The 17381-nt window shown below is 71.3% G+C and carries 15 protein-coding genes; all 15 read right to left on the bottom strand.

Annotated elements, in window-relative coordinates:
- Positions 1 to 524 precede the first annotated feature (524 nt).
- Positions 525 to 1115 carry a hypothetical protein gene (locus B056_RS0131600; RefSeq protein ID WP_018505845.1) on the bottom strand — a complete coding sequence of 197 codons (591 nt, stop codon included), beginning with the start codon at positions 1113 to 1115 and terminating at the stop codon, positions 525 to 527.
- 19 nt (positions 1116 to 1134) lie between these two features.
- Entirely contained in the window at positions 1135 to 1638 is a 504-nt protein-coding gene (locus B056_RS0131595) for a hypothetical protein (RefSeq protein ID WP_018505844.1), read from the bottom strand.
- Between the two features lie 114 nt (positions 1639 to 1752).
- Positions 1753 to 2262 (bottom strand): hypothetical protein, encoded by a 510-nt coding sequence (locus tag B056_RS0131590; protein ID WP_018505843.1) that lies wholly within the window; start codon positions 2260 to 2262, stop codon positions 1753 to 1755.
- Positions 2259 to 3197 (bottom strand): ADP-ribosylglycohydrolase family protein, encoded by a 939-nt coding sequence (locus B056_RS0131585; RefSeq protein WP_018505842.1) that lies wholly within the window; start codon positions 3195 to 3197, stop codon positions 2259 to 2261. The genes B056_RS0131590 and B056_RS0131585 overlap by 4 nt, the downstream gene beginning before the upstream one ends.
- A gap of 28 nt (positions 3198 to 3225) precedes the next feature.
- Positions 3226 to 3516 carry a hypothetical protein gene (locus tag B056_RS0131580; RefSeq protein WP_154677344.1) on the bottom strand — a complete coding sequence of 97 codons (291 nt, stop codon included), beginning with the start codon at positions 3514 to 3516 and terminating at the stop codon, positions 3226 to 3228.
- Between the two features lie 110 nt (positions 3517 to 3626).
- On the bottom strand, positions 3627 to 4139 hold the full coding sequence (locus tag B056_RS0131575) for a hypothetical protein (RefSeq protein WP_018505840.1): 513 nt from the start codon (positions 4137 to 4139) through the stop codon (positions 3627 to 3629).
- 43 nt (positions 4140 to 4182) lie between these two features.
- Positions 4183 to 6315, bottom strand: a complete 2133-nt coding sequence (locus B056_RS0131570; protein WP_018505839.1) for a hypothetical protein — start codon at positions 6313 to 6315, stop codon at positions 4183 to 4185.
- Positions 6316 to 6328: 13 nt separating this feature from the next.
- The gene (locus B056_RS0131565) at positions 6329 to 8833 is read right to left on the bottom strand and encodes a hypothetical protein (protein WP_026240368.1); all 2505 of its coding nucleotides are present in this window, start codon (positions 8831 to 8833) and stop codon (positions 6329 to 6331) included.
- Positions 8826 to 9212: a hypothetical protein gene (locus B056_RS38755; protein ID WP_018505838.1), complete on the bottom strand. Its 387-nt coding sequence runs from the start codon at positions 9210 to 9212 to the stop codon at positions 8826 to 8828. The genes B056_RS0131565 and B056_RS38755 overlap by 8 nt, the downstream gene beginning before the upstream one ends.
- Positions 9205 to 10323: a DUF4417 domain-containing protein gene (locus tag B056_RS0131555; protein ID WP_018505837.1), complete on the bottom strand. Its 1119-nt coding sequence runs from the start codon at positions 10321 to 10323 to the stop codon at positions 9205 to 9207. The genes B056_RS38755 and B056_RS0131555 overlap by 8 nt, the downstream gene beginning before the upstream one ends.
- Complete coding sequence (locus tag B056_RS38750; RefSeq protein ID WP_018505836.1) at positions 10320 to 11663, bottom strand: ParB/RepB/Spo0J family partition protein; 1344 nt, start codon at positions 11661 to 11663, stop codon at positions 10320 to 10322. Before B056_RS38750 ends, B056_RS0131555 begins: the two co-directional genes overlap by 4 nt.
- Positions 11660 to 12652 (bottom strand): replication-relaxation family protein, encoded by a 993-nt coding sequence (locus B056_RS39830; protein ID WP_195905976.1) that lies wholly within the window; start codon positions 12650 to 12652, stop codon positions 11660 to 11662. Before B056_RS39830 ends, B056_RS38750 begins: the two co-directional genes overlap by 4 nt.
- Position 12653: 1 nt before the next feature.
- A complete protein-coding gene (locus B056_RS38740; protein ID WP_018505834.1) occupies positions 12654 to 15101 on the bottom strand; it encodes a type IV secretory system conjugative DNA transfer family protein in 2448 nt (815 codons plus the stop codon).
- A 160-nt stretch (positions 15102 to 15261) separates the two neighbouring features.
- Positions 15262 to 16560, bottom strand: a complete 1299-nt coding sequence (locus B056_RS0131535; RefSeq protein WP_230203289.1) for a hypothetical protein — start codon at positions 16558 to 16560, stop codon at positions 15262 to 15264.
- A 162-nt stretch (positions 16561 to 16722) separates the two neighbouring features.
- Complete coding sequence (locus tag B056_RS39825; RefSeq protein WP_018505832.1) at positions 16723 to 17181, bottom strand: hypothetical protein; 459 nt, start codon at positions 17179 to 17181, stop codon at positions 16723 to 16725.
- Positions 17182 to 17381 lie beyond the last annotated feature (200 nt).

The raw sequence follows: 17381 nt of genomic DNA, 5'->3' as shown, positions 1-17381 counted from the left end.
CCCGGTCCCCACTCCCACCGACACGACCCAACCCGCCTGAACAGCTGGCCCCCACTCCCACCGACGAACGGTCCCCACTCCCACCTTCATAGCCATCCTGCACCACCGGCACACCGTGAGCATCTAGCCATCCTGGCCGACATCCGCCCTATACCTGGTCAGGAGGGGCAGGCGTGTAGGACGCCAGAGCTCACCCAACTCTGGTTTCTACGTCCGCACGGCAATGGTGGGGAATCGAGCTAGATCAACGCCTGCCGGGCCCCAGGGCCACGGCCAGCTGCGCCGTATCGGGGTGCAGGTCTATCCGGACCGGATTTTCGCGAGGAAAGCATTGGGCAGGTGGAATGGTTGCCCACCGACAATGCGCAGGTGGAGGTTCGCGGCGGTGTCATGGCTTGGCTCGACAAGCCCGAGCGCCTGCAGGTGTTCGACCTCGGTGGTGGTTCGCGCCAGCGACGGTACGGCCCCGAGGGTTCGGGGAGCCCTCGGGGCCGCTGAAGGACGGGTGGCGCAAAGGATGCCGGCTACGCGGACGGGCGTCCGTTGAGGACTGTGAACTCGCGAGCACCATCCTGGGAGCTGGGGACGCCGCGGCCGTCGGCGATCCATTCGGCGATCGTGAACGGGACGCCGACCGCGGGGCCGGAGGTGTGCGCGAAGTCGACAACCGAGCGGAAGGTCCTGGCGGGGTCACCGGCGTCGCTCACGTCCACCCATGCCTGCGTCGCCCCGTCGTAGCCGAGGGCGGCGTAGCGCAGCACGCGGCCGCGGTAGGTCAGGCCGTCGGCCTGGGCGCCGAGGTCGTAGAGCAGCTCGGCGAACTGGTCGCGCGCCGGGGCCGTCTCGTCGGCGGGCACGCCGTTGAAGCCGCCGAGGACTGGTGTGGCCAGGTCGGTGTCCGCGTCGAGCGCGGCGTAGCAGTCGGCCCGGTCTGCGGTGAGGGGGACAACGGCTCGGTGCCGTGCGGTCGCGGTCCTGACCTGGATGTCCGCGGTGTCGTCGTTGCCGAAGATGATGTGTTCCAGGTAGGCACCGGACGGTGCCTGGCCGCGCTGCAGGGCGGCCAGCTCGATGAGCAGCCGGCCCTGGGCGGGAGCCTGGGGGAGTGTCGGCATGGCGGGCTCCTCGGCCTCGTCAGATGTTGACGGCATCCTTCACCCAGTCGGGACACTTCGGAGTGTATCCGTCACAGAATGCGGTCACGACACCGAAGCTTCCTCCGCCCTGCTTGAACCGGCGGAAGTCGACCGCGACCATCACGGTGACGGTTTCAGTGACCTTGCAGCTTCGGAAAATCCACTTCCCGCGACAGGAAACGTGCTGCACCGGCGTTTCGAACCTGCGGGTGGTTGGGCCGAGCTCACGGACGACCTTGGGGTACAAGGTCGTCGCGCGGACGGCGGCCTCGTTCAGATTGTGGTACGCGGTGACCTTCGCGTATCCCCAGCCGTTCGTGCCATTCCAGCTTCCCTGACGGAGGTAGACGGTGTCTCCGGTGCTCGCAGTCCAGCTCGCCACCACGGCGTAACGGGGGTCGGGGGACTTCGGAGCGGCGGATGCCGGACTGGGGAGCATCAGTGTCGCGAGGGCGAGCAGTATCCCTGTGACCGCCGCGACGACGGCCCTGCGTGCTGTCATGTTCGGTCTCCTTCTTCGACGCCCATCGCCTGGGTTGGCGAGGAGCCGGCAAAGAGGGAAGGCACGCGTAGCCACCGAGACGCGACAGGAAATCGGTGTGGCTGCGGTCACCCGTTAGCGAGGGGTAGGCCGGCCGATCTTGTCGAGGAGCCCGGTGCCGGTGGCGCGGTCCCAGGTTCGGGCGCGTTCGACCCAGCGGTCATAGGTGGCGGGCTGGTTGCCGGGCCAGCGTTCGGCGAGGGCCGCGGCCATCGGCCGGCCCTCTCGCCATGCCTGCCTCATCACCGCGCAGCGCTCGAGCCAGGTGGCGTCGGCTTTGCGTAGGCGGGCGGGCTCGCCGAGCCGTTTTCGCGCGGCAGCGACCTCGGGATCGTCGTCCGCTGGCAACGGAGCATCCCCTGCTCGCGGACGAGCCGGCCCGCGGCTGCGCACCTCGGCTTCGACGAGACGCACAAGGCGGGAGGTGACGGTGGCCGCCGGGCTGGCGGCCGTCATGGTCAGCCCGGTACACAGCCATCGGCCTGCCTGCGCCCGCCAGGCCGTCTCGATCCGCCAGAGGTGTCCGGTGTCGGGGTCGGTCCAGGCGAAGCTGTCGTGTTCGCGTGGGGGCGGGGTGGTCGTCACGCCTGCTGCACCGGGCGCGAGCTGTGGCGCTGAGCGTGCAGCACGGAGGTGAGCTCTGCGATCTCCGAGGCGTATTCAAGCTGATCGACCCAGCGGGCAGGCACGGCCTCAGCGCCATCGCGTGCCCCCAGCAGTCCACCAGTGATGGCACCGGTGGTGTCGGCGTCGTCGCCGCGGTTGACGACCGCGACGAGAAGGTCCTCCAGCGAGTCGGGCTGTTGGAGGGCCCAGACGGCCACGGCGAGGGAGTGCACGACGTATCCCGTGGTGGGCAGGTCGGTCAGGGGGGTCGCGGCGGAGGTGGCGAGGGCGGCGTCGACCTCGGGGGCGGGGACGGTGGGGGTGGTGTCGCGTCCTGCCTGGAGGGCTTCGGGGACTGGTGTGCCCTCGACGAGGGCGGAGACGATCGCGGTGTAGGCGACGCAGGCGTGCACGCAGCGGGGATCGGCGTGGGTGACGGCGCTGATCTCGGCGGCTTCGTGGGCGCACCGGTCCGGGTGGGAGCGGGCGAGGCCGGTGGGCAGGGCGCGCATGAGGCTGCCGTTGCCGGCGCCGCCGCCGCGCGCCGCGGCGGTCGCGGCGGCGCCGGCGGCCAGCGGCTCCTCGCCATCGGCGATGCGACCCAGGGAGGCCGCGGTCATGCCGCCGATGTCACGGGGACGTCCCCGGTACCAGCGCAGGAAGTGCTCGGTCACCGCGCCGAGCTGGTAGCCGTCGGCATAGGCGCGGGCCACCGCGATCGTCAGGTCGGTGTCGTCGGTGCCCTGCCCGGGACGCCACCCGAACGCCCCGCCTCCGGTGATCTCGGTGTGGACGCCGTGGCGGCGCCTGATCTCCTCGGGGGACATGAATTCCAGGGTGGCGCCGAGCGCGTCGCCGGCGGCCAGCCCCAGCAGCGCGCCGTGGACACGTTGCTGGGGGGTCGGTGTCGTCATCGGTGTGCCCTTCTGGTGAGTGTTGGACTCAGGTCCAGACGATGCCGTCGACCTTGACACTGAGGCGAATGCCGTGCTGACGCAGCGCGGTGACGAGGTCCTCGGAACGGACAGCGCCTTCGGCCCCGAACATCTCCAGCAGGACTGTTTCCAGGCCGGCCATGCGCTTGGCGTTCGCCTTCGCCTTGCCGATGGCCCGCTGGGCCAGGAGCGCGGCGTCGACGCGGCCACAGCCATGGACATTGCGCAGGTGCTTGTACAGAGCGTCGTGGGAGTCGGCCTGGAAGTGGCTGGCCAGGGGGCAGGTCACCGTCACCATGTTCACCGCTTTCTGTGGGTGTACTGACATCATCCCCACAGAAGGCGTGACGGTCAACCCCCGAGGGCCACGCCCCCGCTACGCCACCGCGTTGTTGTCGTGGGTGCGGGTCAGGCGTAGGCGCCGTGCCAGCTGTCCTCGCGCAGCTCCTCGAGAGCGACCAGGTCCTCCCGGTCAAGGACCAGCAACGCGAAGGTGTCCCAGCGTTCCAGCTCCTCCAGCGTCGCCCCGGACGCCGGGCGGATGACCGCCGTCTGGCCGTTGGCCAGCTGTAGGACCACCTTGTTCGCCGCCGCGCCGGTGTCGTCAGTCGGTAGGACCTGGGCGTGGGTGACATGCAGCGAACGTCGACGCGTCACCGACAAGGAGAACAGGTACGACGGCTGCCCTGGTCCGCGGCGGGTGACCGGGTAGCCACCGACGACGGGACGTATCCAGACCACGTCGGGGTGTGCTGGGTCGTGGCGCAGCATCCGCGCGAGCGGGGCGGTGAAAACAGGGGGTCCGTCTGGGTCGTCGGACACGACCAGTTCCGCGCCGGCGTCGAGCACGTCGCCGGTGGGAGTGTGGCTGCCGGCCAGCAGGGGGCGGATCGCTGCCAGCCAGGTTGGCTCGTCGGTCATGAAGCTCCCTTGAACGTTTCTGATCGTTTTCGTGCGGTGCAGGCTAATACACGACGACCTCGTCGACGGTCCGCCCGCCCAGCTTCTCGATCTTCTTCTCCTTGAATAGGGCGAGAATTTCCGCTCGTTCCCCGGGGCCCGAGCAGCGGATCAGGCTGGGGGCCTCCGCTCCGAGCAGGTCTATACCGTTGCGGATCATCACCTCGTTGTTGAGGCCGGTGGAGAACGTAGCCATCTCCAAAGGGTTGCGGGTGTAGCCCGCCTTCCTGACGGTTGCTCCGTAGTTGTCGTCGGGGTAGGCATAGACATCGGCGCGGCGCAGAAGTACCGACGGATCGGACCAGTACAATGCCGGGCCGTGAATCGGTGCGTCACGAACCCGCAGGAAGACTGAGGTGGCTCCGCCGGAATTCTGGTCGGAGGTTTCACTCGATCCGATGCCCGCAGCTACTCCCATGAGGGCCCGCCTTTCGGTGGAGGCGAGGACACCGCTATGAAGAATGGTGTGCAGGTCCCCGTTGCCCACGGTGTGTTGCAGCCCACGGTTCCCAAAGGCGCCGCGCACGGCGGCAGGATCGCCAGCGACGTCGAACCGGTTCCAGCGTAGCCAGCCGCGGCCCGTGTGGTGGGGGCGAGGGTCGTAACCAGGGCTGGCCGCCAACGCGGCACCGCTGGCATGGCCGGTGACGCTTGCGACCGCGTCCCGCAACAGGGTGACCTTGGTGGGCAGCGCCTGAGCTTCGGCCTCCAGGCGCAGAGACCGGGCGAAAGTCTGCAGGCCACGTTCGTCCAAGCCCATCGCCTGGTGGGCGCGTTCGGCGAACAGGACGTGCTCGGTAGCGTCATCGAGATCGCGGGCGGCGTGTAGCGCCTGGGAGATCGCGGGGTTTCCCTCCAGGTCCTGGGCCCAGACCTGGCGGCGCAGATACGACCATTCCCCTTCGGGGGCTGTCATCGGCCTGTTGACGAGGTGCAGGTCGCCCAGTTTGTCGACGAGGTCGGCCGCGTGCCCGGGTCCGGCTGGGGCGGCTATCTCCAGAGTGCCCCGCTGGGAGAGCGCCGGAACCTGTGTGAGATCTCCGACGGCGCCGTGGGGCCGGTAGACAGCCGTGTAGCCGTCTCCCAGATCGATGGCGTACTCCTGGCCTTCGGATGCGGTGTTGCGGTCATGGCCGTTCCAGCGAGCGACACCTTCGTCGTCGAGGGTCGGCGCAATACGGGTCGCCGGGCGGACGGAGGCGGTCGGCCCGGCGTCGGAATCGGGGTCGGGAACGAGACGGGTAACCAAGGTGCTGCTGGTCTGCTCGAAGGGGGTGACGAAGGGAACCTTGCCGCCTCCATTGTCGAGACTGGCTTTGAGTGCCTGCGCATGGTCGCGGTAATGCTCGAGCATCTGCGCGTCGGCGCCGTCCACGCCGGTTTCGGTGAGGGCGTCGAGTTGCGCGGCGACCGTGGCGAAGTTGGCGTGGGTGTGCGCAGGAATGTCGTCGCCGAGACCGGCATGGTGGTTGACGCTCTTGGCCACCGTGGCCAGCTGCTCGTAGATCTGCCCGTCGGTGTCGGCGGCCAGGCGGCCGTGGACCTCCTCCTCGACCTGGACTTCGACCATGCGCGGCGGGGAGAGCGCGTCGAGGAGTTTCGCTTCAGCCTCGGGGGTGACGGTGGCGACCAGCATCTCGCGGGGCCCCTGCGGGCTGTCGTAGGCCAGCAGCGTCGCCTGGGAGTCGTCGAGGTCGGCCCCGCCGACCAGGAGCGGGACACCCAGCGGGTCGCCGGCGGGGATCGTGTCGGGGATTGGGGTGAGCGCGTCCTGCCCGGCGGCCTCAGCATCGGCCGGGCTCTCCACGGGGGGTGTCGAGTCCGGCGGGGAGGGCGGTGCCGGGTCCGCGGTGGCCATGACAGTGTCGTCGATGCCGTCCGGGGGGACGGACGGCATCGGTGCCTGCGTGTCGGCCCCGCCGGCCGGATCAGGTGCGCCGGCCGGCGGGGCCGACACGCCAATTTCCTCGGCTGCGACCACCCCGGTGGCATCCGGAGCAGGCGCCTGGGACTGCGAGAAGGCCGGTGACCCGAGCGCATCGGCAGGGTCCAGCGGGTCAGACGGCTCAGGAGGGTCGCCGAGCAGGGTGGGGCTGACCAGGTGGTACTGGTGGGCGGTCTTGCCGTCGGATCCCATCGCGTGCGGCCTCTCACCCGTGCCGCAGGACGTGGGCGCCGGGGATTCCTTCGGCCGCGAAGAAGTCCGCGAAGTCCGCGCGCAGGCGCTGTTTGCGCCCGACCGCCTCGTCGAGGAACTCCGCGGCGACCTGCCCGGGGGTCACCGCGGCCGCGGGCACCTTCAGCCGTGCCGCCGCCCGTTCCCGCATCGGTCCCGCCCAGTAGGCGCCACGGGCGGCACCCTCGTGGGCGGTGCGGTGCAGCATCGCCCGGTACTGGCTGTCCGGGATCGCTTCGAACGCTTTGATCGTCGGGAGGGCTGCCTCCGGGCGGATCCGGACACCGGCCGCGAGGGTGTTCTTCTTCGCCGCCCGGTAGGCCTGGCTGCTGACCAGGTCCCCGAACGCCGCGTTGGGGTGGTAGTCGGTGGCCAGCCGATCCTGACCGAAGAACTTGAAGGCCTGGCCCCGATCGACGGGGACCAGCCCGCCGCCGGCGGTCCGCAGGTAGTTGTCCGGCTTACCGTCGTGATCACCGATGGCCCAGGATCCGACGTGGGTGCGGACGATGGCGTCGACGTCGGCCTGCGACCAACTCTTCGGGTTCGCGCTGAACGTGGTCGCGCCCGGCAGCAACGGCTGCACGGCGCCGGCCCGTGAGCCGATCGTGGCCCGGTGCACGGGAACGGTCGGCAGGCCCGCGGCGTGCAGCACCTGTGACGCCTCGGCTTCGGCGGCCGCCCGCGCCCCGCCGGTCGAGTCCGGTTTGAACATCCACTGCCCCCCGTCGGGGGCGGTGTAGACCGTCTTGCTGTGCGCGCCGCCAAGGGCGAGATGGGGGCCCGGTGTCCAGACCCAGCCCGCGACGTCGGCGTCGGGATGCCGGGCCGGGATGGCCCCGTGGGAAGCCTGGTGATGTTTGAGGGCCTCGACGAGCGCCTGCTGTTTGGCTTTGAAGCTCCCGGGGGACGGCGGGGCGGACAGGGCGGACGCTGCCGGCAGTGAGCTGGGGGGGAGCGGTGCCGCGCTTGCAGCGGCGGCGGCAGGTGGCGTCGCGGTGGGCGACGGCGAGGCGGGAGCGAAAGCTACCTTTGCCTGGATAAGGTCCTTCGCGAGGTCGCCGCCCGCGTACTCCGCGATGTGCGCCGTGATGTAGCTGCGCGCGTGCATCCGGCTCGCGGTCTCGGCGTGTTGCAGGCCCAGTTCACCGGCGGCTGCCTGCAGCGTCTCCACTGGAACCGATTTCTGCCACTCCGTGAATTCCGAGGTCAGGGTGGATGCGGACGCCGTGGCGGCCGTCTCCGCGGTGTGGGTGGCCAGCAGGCCCTTCCCTGCGCCGTGCGCATGGTCTTTCCAGCTCGCGATGTCCTCGTTCAGGACGTACATGCGATTCGCGGCCTGAGCGAAGTCCACGATCTCGCCCGGATCGGCGCCCAGGTACAGACCGTCAGCGCCCTTCAGGGGCGCATATTTGTTGATCTTCGCGTGTAGCTGCTGCGCTTCGGCCAGCTGGCCGGCCCGGTGGGTCGCGGCCTCGTGAGTGGTGGCCTGTAGTTCGGCGGACGTGGACACGCGAAGGAGGGCGAGCTGCTGGGCCGGTTCCAGCACGGTCGCTTCGGCGTCAGTCAGCCGCCCGTCGGCATGCGCCTGCGCGACGAGCGGGCCGGCCAAATCGCTGCCGTTGGCGGAGGTGAGTGCCCCGTCGATGGCCTGGCTGACGTGGTGGCTTGCGGCCGCCTGCGCGATTGCCAGATGCTCGCCCATTTCCGGGCATGCGGCGGTAGCGAGTCGGTTCTCCGCGTCGATCATCGCGGCGAACGCGGTCGGCGCCGTGTCCTCATCGGCGCTGGTGAAGGTGGCGACAGCATCCGTCAGCGCGGCCCGGGCAGCGTCGACCTGTTCTGGGGTAGCCGACCATGAGCCGGCGCCAGTGGGGGTCGCCCCGGGCGCCGCCGACGTTGCTTCGAGGGCCTGCAGGTCGGCCAACGTCATCCCGGCCACCGTGCCGCCGGCGGCGAGTTCGGCGTACCGCTCCTGGGCCTTGGCTGCAATCGCCATCTTGCTGGGGAGGTCGTCGGGATAGGCGGGGTTGAGCCAGTAGGCGAGCGGCGAGGTGGTGCTGTTCAGCCCGACAAGGGCGGGGTGTTCGAAGCCGTGCAGCGCGGCGAGGGTCTGCAGCTGGGCGTCGGTGAGTCCGTTCAGGTAGTCAGCGGCGACTGCCTTGATGTCGGCCTGGGCCTGGTCGAGGTTCGCGCCGGCCGCCTCCTCTGCTGCGGCGTGCTCCTGGGCGGCGTGGATCGCGGCGGCGAACAGCGCGTACTGGGCGGCCAGGTCCTCGTCGGTCGCCGGCTCGCCCGCAGCGATCTCCTTGGCGGCCGCGAGGATGTCCTGGACCCCCGCGGACGCCACCTCGCCGTCGTCTGGCACGGTGATGTCCAGGGCGGCGACGTCCAGCAGGTCGGCGGTCCCGACGGCGGACTCGTCGAGGGTGGGGCTCACCACATACGTCTGGTGGGCGGCCTTTCCGTCGCTACCCATCGGGGTCCCCGCGCCCTCGACGCGACCGGACCGGCTGGGGATCCCACGGGACAAGAAGGTCGTCGACGGCGGCTTCGACCGCAGTGGACAGGTCAGGCGGCGGCGCGAGCGGTGCGAGTTCGTCGAGGGTGCAGGTGCTGCTCGCCGCCCAGACCGCCAAAAGAGCACCGTCGGGAGCGGCGGTCCGGCCGGCCAGCCGGTCGCGCCAGGGCCGTCCCTGGTCGGTGCCGATCTGTGGCAGCCACGACACCCGCCACGCCCCCGACGGCTCCTCGACACCGAGGACCCCGACAGCGGTCAGGGGCAAGCCGAGGTCGGCGGTCCAGGTGAGCAGGACGAACAGGCGGATGCGCGCGGCCGCGGCTGGCGGCCTATCCACGGCCGGGCGGGGAGGGCTGCGTGGGGAGCAGCGAGGCGAGGAAGCGGGTGCTCTGGGCAAAGCAGTCTGCGGCGCGGGCGTGCACGTCGACGCGGCCGTGGGCGGTCATGACGGCGCCGTGCAGCGCGTACTGCGCGGCGTTCTGACTGACCAGGATGAGCCGGTCGCCGAACAGAGCGCTCAGGGCGGCGATCCGGTCCACCCGGCTGGTGCCGGTGAGGATGACCGGCAGCGTCGCCGGGAGGGTGGCGGCGAGGTAGGTCAGGCCGGGCAAGGCGTAGGCCTCCCAGCTGGAGGCCTGGCGGAAGGTCTGCAGGTTGATGGCGATCGCGGGGGGTGTGACGTCGGCGAGCCAGCCCAGGTAGCGGTCGAGGTCTTCCAGCCGCATCCAGTAGAGGTTGGGAGCGGCGGTGACCCCGGCGGCGGAGAACTCGGCGGCGATCATCAGATTCCGCCGGAAGTTGATCAAATGTTCGGTGCGGGGCTGGTTCTGATACAGGCTGTAGTTGGGGGTGAGAACCAGATCCCAGCCTTGTGCGGCGATCTGCTCGACCAGCCGGGCGACCCGGCGCTGCGACCAGAACGCCTCCACCAGCGGGTCGGTGCCGTAGCCGACGAGGACGGCCCGCTGGCCGGGGCGTAGACCGAGCGCGTCGTGCGCGCCGGCCGCGCTGGCGAACTTCGGGTAGACGGCGAAGGTGTTGGGGCTGAACACCCGGCGCAGTCCCACCGCGTAGGCAGGCCAGGTGAGGTCGGCGTCGAAGTCGGGGATCGCCGAACCGTCGACCTGCGGGATGTACCGCGGCAGGCCCGGGGGCAGCTGGCCGGCCATGGTGAGGTCGTCGAAGCTGACGGTGCCCCCGATGTCAACCATCCAGGCGGCGATGTCCACCCGGCTGCCGCAGCGGATCGGGCAGGTGTGGCAGGCCGCAGCCCGGTCGGCGGGGAGTGCGCGGGCCTCGGTGCGGGCGCAGCCGCAGTAGGAACAGTCGCTGTTGCTCCCGCTGCAGACCGGTTCGGCGGCCGCCGGGTTGTGGGTGAAGAACGGACAGGTAGGGCAGTGGCATCCAGCCGCCGGCGTGAGCAGCGGGAGCAGCCGCGGACGGGTCATGATTCCGCTTCTCTGGGGGTCGAGGCGTCTGGGTCGGCACCGAGCAGGCGTAGCAGCTCACCGGCCAGCAGGCGCAGCGAGCCGGCGTCATACCGCGGCACCGTGCGTCCGGTGCGCAGCTGGGCGCACAGCTCGGTCAGGGTCCGCCGGACGGCGGCCGTCTGATCGGCGGGGATCAGTTCAGCCGGGGGCGGTTCGGTCGACGGGCCGGCCTGAGCTGAGACGGGGGAGGGCTGCCGCTCCGCGACGGCGCCAGGCAGGGGCCCCGCGGCAGGCTCCGGGTCTACCACGACCGGCACGGTGGAGGCGCCGCCGGCCGGCAGCGGGGTCCGGGTGAGTGCCGCGGCGCGGGCGGTGTTCCCCGCGGCGCGGACCTGCGCGGCCCGTTCCAGGGCGGTCTCCGCGTCGAGATCGGGAGCTGTCTGGCGTTGGATCAGCGCGCCGGGCAGCAGGTCAGGTCGGCCCGCGGCCCGCACCGCCGCCCAGATCTCGTCAGCGGCACGGGCACGACCCCGGTTCAACGCGGCGAACCGCAGCCGGGTCGCCAGCGCGACACCGGCCTCGTCCATCTCCTCGCTGATCTCCGGTGGCAGCGAGCTCAACGCGGCGTGCAGCTGACGGGCCCGCCGTTCGGACAACTGCAGCCCGAGCCGTTGCAGCACCTCCCCCCAAGGGGCGCCGACACTGGCGTCACCGCCACGGATCCGCTCCAGGTGCCGCCACCGTTGCACCGGGTCGTCGAGGGTGAGTACCTCGCGGGGCACCGGCCGGCCCGCGGCCAGCAGCCGTGGGATCAGCACGGCGCACCGTTCGAACAGCAGCGCCGCGGCGAGCTCCCCGGGCCGCAGGTCCTCACGGGCCAGGTTCTCCACCAGCTGCCAGACGCGACGTTCCTCCTCCGAAAGCGGACCCGGGCAGACCACGGCGGGGATCTCCGCGAAATGCGGGTTGTCGGGCTGGTGAACCGCACCCCAGCGGGCCGCCCGCAGCCGCCGTTCCCCGGTGACCAGCAGCCGGGTCGGCGGCCCGGCGGGATCCGACCGCTCCTCGACCAGGATGGGCTGCAGCACCCCGACGGTGGAGATGGAGGAGATGAGATCCGCCAGCGACGCCGGGGTGGTCGCATCCCCGGGAGTGCGGCCCTGCACCTCGGTGAAGACCGCGCCAGCGCCACGCAGCGGCAGCATCTCGTAGCGGCGATGCCGCAGCCGGGGAGAGGTGGCCAGGCGCCGAGCCAGCTCGGCGGGCCCCGGGGCCATGCCCTCACCCGCCGGCGGACCCGCGCAGGTGGGAATGGCGGCGGGGGCACCGGCGACGGGCAGCCCGACGGCGGCGCTCACGCGCGGCCCCCGGGCTGCGACGAGCCGGAGACGGGTGCCTCCGCTGTCCCGGTCCAGGTCACCGGGGTGTCGACCTGGTCGCCGGTGAGCGGCCAGAAGATCGGCTGCCAGGGGCCGTGGGCGACCAGGTCCTCCAGGGTGGTGGCCAGCAGACCCAGGGCGGCGGCGTGCCGGGTGAGCAGCGGGTCTTCCTGACACATCCACGTCAGTGACCGCCGTCGGGTGGTCAACGTGGCCGGGCTGCCCCGGTCCAGGACGAGCAGCACGCGGGGGAAGACCGGGCCGTGGTCACGCTGCCACAGCGGCTGACGGGCACCGCCGGGGATGTAGGCGTGGTAGCGGGCGTAGGCGCGGAGCTGGGCGAGGACGTCGTCGAGGGTGCGGTGGTTGCGGTCGTATTCGATCAGGCGCACGGCGGCCTGGTCGCCGTGCGGGCCGCGGTGCAGGTAGCGCAGCAGCAGGTCGGAGGCGATCATGTTGGACCAGCGGGCGGCGCCCGGGGTGTGGTCGGCGATGCGGGTGGCCCACTCGTGGTGCCAGGCGCCCGGCCCGCAGTCGTCGCCGAGGGCTCGGGCGGCGCGGGCGAAGGACAGGCCGATCTCGTTGCAGCCCAGGGTGTGGGCCTGCAACGGGCCGGCGGCGGTCTCGGGGCTAGGCCGGTAGCCGGGACGGGGGAGTATCTGGCCGGCGTCCTCCACGACTTGGGCGCCGAGGTTGGTGACGAACCAGACCCGACGATTACTACGGCCGGCCTGGCGCACATGGTCGATGAGGCCGCGCACGGTGAGGCGGTCCACGACCTTTCGGGTCCATCGGGACGAGCTAGCCGGGGTGTGTAGGTCATGGATCTGCGCGATGGTCATCAGCCGGTGCTGGTAGAGGCTCATCAGGACGGCGGTATCGGTCTCCGACAGTGGCGGTGCGGGTCGGGTCGGGGGGCCGCCCGGCGCCGGTGGGCTGGCCGCGCCGTCGAATCGCTGCACGCTCATGTCACAGCCCCCGCCCGCGGCCCTGTGGGTGCTGGGCATCGGCGAGGTCGGTCACGGCGGAGCTGGCGGGCACATCCTCCGACGGGGCTGCCGCTGCGGCGGTGGGGCTACTGAGGTCGACGGGGACGGTCGTCGTGACCGAGCGCCCGCGCCCGCGCGGTGAGCTCCCTGCGGGTGGTCGCGGTGCGGCGGGGGTGGGGGTGCTCAGTGCGGTGAGGATCGCCTCGTCCTTGCCGTCTAGGTCGGCGATGGTCTCGGCGATGGGCCGCCGGTGCAGGTTGCGGTCGATCGCCGCGTCGAGCTCGTCGATGCGGTCGGGGGCGTGCACGTCACCGAACAGCTGATGCACGGTCAGGCCACGGACCAGGAACGGCGGGTGGATGACTCCGTCGAGAGTGACGCCGGCCAGGTGGGTGTACCGCTCCAACCCGATGATCGTCTCCGGGGTGACGGCGCCACCCCAGTTGCGGGCCAGTAGCCGTGCGGACTCCTCCATCACCGAGGAGGAGAACAGGTGCGACCGGTTGGTCAGGAACGCCTTGAGCGTGGTGGGGGTCAGCGCCTCGGGCTGCTGGGTGGCGGCGTGCAGGAACAGCCCGTACTTGCGGGTCTGCTCGAGAATGCGGGCCAGGGTGCCGCGGCTGCCGCCGTCGATCGCGGGCAGCTCGTCGATGAACGCATGGCAGGGCCGGCGCGCGGCCGGGTCGACGATGTCCTGGCGGGAACGGGCGGCGCGGAACAGGTCGAAGACCAGCATGTTCGCGATCAGCCGGTCCTTGTCGTCGAGACCGGACGGGCAGGCGAGCACGATCTTGCCGGTGTCCATGGCGTGGCGCACGTTGTACGTGCTGCGGCTGGACCCGAACACCCCGGCGATCGTCTTACTCGACCGCATCCGGTCGATGATGTTCGTGACGGGGGTGACGTGGTCGGCGACCCGCTTGAACCGGGTGGACCAGTAGTCCCGCATCGCCGGCGACAGGTGGGGGATGACACTCTCCCGCCAGTCCTCGTTCGACAGGATGCTGGGGATCTGGAAGATCGTCGGCGCCAGGTCGGGGGGTAGCTGCAGGGCGAGCTCGCACAGCGACTGCGCCGCCATCGTGATGATCGACAGGGCGCGGGTGTTGGTTTCGGTCCAGCCCATCGCCGAGGCGAACGCCGCCACGACCGCCCCGGCGCGGGCGTCGACGTCATCGACGGTGAACCCCTCCATCGACAGCGGGTTCCACGCCGCCTGCCGGGTGTCCGACCCGCGCGGAGACATGTCCAGCTCGAGCACCCGGGCGCCCTGGTCGACGAGGTACTCCTTGGCCAGGGCGAGGCCGTCGCGGTGCGGGTCCAGCAGAAACCCGCCCATCCCCGCACAGCGGACGAGGGCGAGGAAACGACCCAGTGACGTTTCTGTCTTGCCCCAGCCGGACCGTCCGGAGAACAGGGTGAACTGGGTTTCGCGCACCTTCACCCCGACCGGCCGCCAGCCGGTGTCGGTACGGACCAGCCCCAGGGGGACGAGGTCGGTCCGGTCGCGGCTGTAGGTGGGCAACGTTGCCGGCGGCGGGGGGATCTCGAAGCCGCGTTCGACGTTGCCCGCGGTGCACCTGCGGGTCGGAGGTTTGAGCAACCCGGCGATCTCAGTAGTGCTGACCCACGAGCGGGACCGGGGTCGAAATCGGCCGGTGTCCATTCGCCGGTCGAACCGGCCGCGCCGCAGCTGGCTGTCGGCGCCCAGGTGCAGCCAGCCGAGATTGGCGCCGACGGCGGTGAGATGGTTCTCGCCCGCCCACTGCTTGAAGCAGCCGATCAGGACGTGCAGGTGAGCTTCGGCGCGGCCCGGGATCGCCGAGCGGGTCCGTAGCAGCAGCTGCATCTGCCACAGCGGATCGGTCGAGAGCAGCTTGGCGGACACCGCCCGGGTCCGCGCCCGGACCTGCGCGGTCTCCAGCGGCCCCGGTTGACGCGCTCCCTGCCCGCCCGGTCCGGTCCGGCCACCGCCGGGGCGGGGGCCCCCGAAGGTTTCGGCGAACAGCTGATCGGTCAGGGTGATCGTCGCGCCGATCGCGGTGTCGGCGAGGTGAAGTAGCTGCCCTGCGCGTCCCGGCGGGCCGCCGGTGCCTTCGGCGCGCACCGCGCGGTGCACACGGGCGCGGCGTTGGGCGGGGGTGACGGGCAGCAGGTCCAGGCAGATCTCCGCGGTTTCCCCCAGGTCCGGGCGCAGCTGGGCGTAGGCCCGGGCGAACGGGGTGAGCGGGTCGGGATCGAACCCCAGGGTGCGTAGCGGCAGCGCGTCGTCGAGACCGAGGGTGAGCTCAGCGCGGGCGGTGTGCAGGTCCTCCCCGGGGCCCGCGAGACGCTCACCGGCACGGATCAGCAGCGGCGCGCCCTGCGGGTCGGACGCGGGGACGGGGTCGGCCTGGTCGCCGCCGTCTAGATCAACGAGTGTGGTCATCGGCGGTCCGTCACGGCGATGGGCACCGGTCCTCCTCGTGGGCGGGCGGGTTATCTCTCCCTTGGAAGGCACACCGCGACCGCCCGAAGCGACACCTACCCGGGGAAAAATTGCGCGGTGGGTGCGGTGAGCTGACCCCCGTAGCGCTGTAGGTCGCCTGTCAGCGCACCGCGGCCGTGCGGTCGCCGCCCTGCGGTGGGGCGTCCCAGAGGTGGACCGTGGGACGGGTCCGCAGCGGCAGATCAGCCGGGCCCTTGAGGTGGGCAGGGATGATCTGCTCTGCGTGCTCGCAGCCACCGTCGGCGTGTGCGCGGGGATTGAGGCAGGTGTTGCGCCGATACGGCGCGACCGGCCACCGGTGGGTCCACATCGGCGCGTCACGCCCGGTGGAACCGGCCCGGTCGCGCTGCGCGGCGTCCGAGGTGGGCTGGTGGGTGGGGTGCACCCGCACGATCCGCACCTGCCCGTCGGTGATCCCGGCGCGGGTATCGCGGCGCCGTCCCGCCCGGGGACGGGGCAGGACATCCACATCGGTGAGAGGCCGCCGGACCGCCCGCTGGGTGATCAGTTGCCAGGCGGTGTAGACGACCTGCGCCCATTGGGCCGGCGTGTTCACCGTGGGGGTGTCAAAGGTGGACCCGAACTCCAGCAGGGTCTCGTCGTCCCAGGTCAGCGGGCCGAGGAAACGTCGGGGAGCGACCTGGTCGGCGGTGAGAGGAATGCCGGCGGCGTCCAGGGCGACGACCGTGTCTCGCGGCAGGGAGGCCAGGCCGTTTCCCGTCGCGGTGTAGAAGGTGATCCACACCCCGTGCAGATGGGACGGGAGAAGCCGGCGCCCACCGTCCTCCGTGACGGCCCACCGGGAGTCCTGCCGACGCTGCGCCGCGCCGTCGCGGGGAACCCACAGGGACCAGGAGACCGCGACGATGGGCACCGAGACGCACAACGGGCCGCCGGCCGGGCGTAGACCGCCGGCGTGCATGGACTCCCGCAGGTCGATCGTGTAGCTGCCGATCGGTTCCTCGAAGAGCATGAACCCGCCCGGGGCAGGCAGCCGGTCGGCGTGGATCTGCTCGGTGGGTGGGGTGGCGGCCACCGCGAGCGCCAACGCTGTCATGTCGGCGGTGACGTGGAACAGGGTGGCCTCGGCCAGCCTGCGGCTTTCCGTGGCGTCGAGTTCGGCGGCGATGTGCGGCAGTGACCAGGGGTCGCCCTGGGGTCCGACCGGGATGAGGGTGCCGCGGCCCTGCCCGAGCGCGCTTATCAGGGCGGCGATCCTCACCGGGGCGTAGGCGGTGTCGCACAGGCGGCCGCGCCAGTCCGGCAGGTCCGCGGGCGCGGGCGGGGTCCACAGGGGCAGCGGTAGGGCGGTGTGGTCGGAGGTGGGGACGGTCGGGGACATGTGTCCGCCCTTCGGCGCCGAGGGGGTGGCGGGGAGTTCGACCAGGGGAGGGAACATCAACCACTACTAAAATACCACGCTGCGTGGTATTTTAGTAGTGGTTGATGAGAGGAGAGATGACCCCGCGGGAGACATGACCCCCGCCCCGACCAGCGCCAACCCCGCTCAGCCGGGGACAGCTCACCCCCGACTACCGCCCCCCGCAGCGACGGGAGAACCTCACCGATCGGCCGTCTCCTCGTTGCTGCCGGGCGTCTCCCACAGCCGGATGGCGCTCGGGTCCACCTGGTCGTCCAGCGGCGCTCCCGCGGGGGTGCCGTAGGGCACCCGGCGGTGTTCGACGTTGCGGTAGCTGCCCTGCTCGACCAGGGACCGCGCGTTCGCCGGAACCGTGATCTCCATTGCGATCCGCCCCCCTGGGCGGCTGACAAAACGGACGCGCAGCGGCGCTGCGCGCCGCGGCGCGCTGCTGACGGCCGGCCGGACGGCCGCCAGCAGGGCGGTGGCCTGCAGGACGTCGGCCATGTCGGGATCGAAGGTGGAGGTGGGTATGAGTTGTACGGCGTGTCGTGATGCCAGTAGATGGGCCTCGGCTCGCCGCCGAGCTGCCGCGATCACTACGGCGACGGCTACCGCGATCACCGCGATCGCTCCGCCCGCGCCTATCAGCAGGGTCACGTCTACTACCTCCGATCGGAGCGCCTGCGGCGCCCATCCCTCAGGCCGCCCACAGAACGGGCGGCAGGGCAGAGCAGATAAGACATGTCGGATGCGGTTGGGCAGGTCGCCCATCGGGGCTGACCTGGCCTTTCACCTCCTTGACGTCGGTGGTCGCTGGAACCATCGCCGGAACCGTGGCCGGAACCACCGCTGGAACC

The sequence above is a fragment of the Parafrankia discariae genome (assembly GCF_000373365.1).
In the GTDB taxonomy this organism is placed as follows: domain Bacteria; phylum Actinomycetota; class Actinomycetes; order Frankiales; family Frankiaceae; genus Parafrankia; species Parafrankia discariae.
This window is presented reverse-complemented; position numbering and strand designations above follow the sequence as displayed.

Bases quoted from the DNA above. Each gene is read 5' to 3' on its own strand.
- B056_RS39830 (WP_195905976.1), bottom strand. From the start codon at position 12,652: ATGAGCGTGCAGCGATTCGACGGCGCGGCCAGCCCACCGGCGCCGGGC.
- B056_RS0131535 (WP_230203289.1), bottom strand. From the start codon at position 16,560: ATGTTCCCTCCCCTGGTCGAACTCCCCGCCACCCCCTCGGCGCCGAAG.
- B056_RS0131570 (WP_018505839.1), bottom strand. From the start codon at position 6,315: ATGGGATCCGACGGCAAGACCGCCCACCAGTACCACCTGGTCAGCCCC.
- B056_RS0131575 (WP_018505840.1), bottom strand. From the start codon at position 4,139: ATGACCGACGAGCCAACCTGGCTGGCAGCGATCCGCCCCCTGCTGGCC.
- B056_RS0131585 (WP_018505842.1), bottom strand. From the start codon at position 3,197: ATGACGACACCGACCCCCCAGCAACGTGTCCACGGCGCGCTGCTGGGG.
- B056_RS0131565 (WP_026240368.1), bottom strand. From the start codon at position 8,833: ATGGGTAGCGACGGAAAGGCCGCCCACCAGACGTATGTGGTGAGCCCC.
- B056_RS0131600 (WP_018505845.1), bottom strand. From the start codon at position 1,115: ATGCCGACACTCCCCCAGGCTCCCGCCCAGGGCCGGCTGCTCATCGAG.
- B056_RS38740 (WP_018505834.1), bottom strand. From the start codon at position 15,101: ATGACCACACTCGTTGATCTAGACGGCGGCGACCAGGCCGACCCCGTC.
- B056_RS0131595 (WP_018505844.1), bottom strand. From the start codon at position 1,638: ATGACAGCACGCAGGGCCGTCGTCGCGGCGGTCACAGGGATACTGCTC.
- B056_RS0131580 (WP_154677344.1), bottom strand. From the start codon at position 3,516: ATGGTGACGGTGACCTGCCCCCTGGCCAGCCACTTCCAGGCCGACTCC.
- B056_RS0131555 (WP_018505837.1), bottom strand. From the start codon at position 10,323: ATGACCCGTCCGCGGCTGCTCCCGCTGCTCACGCCGGCGGCTGGATGC.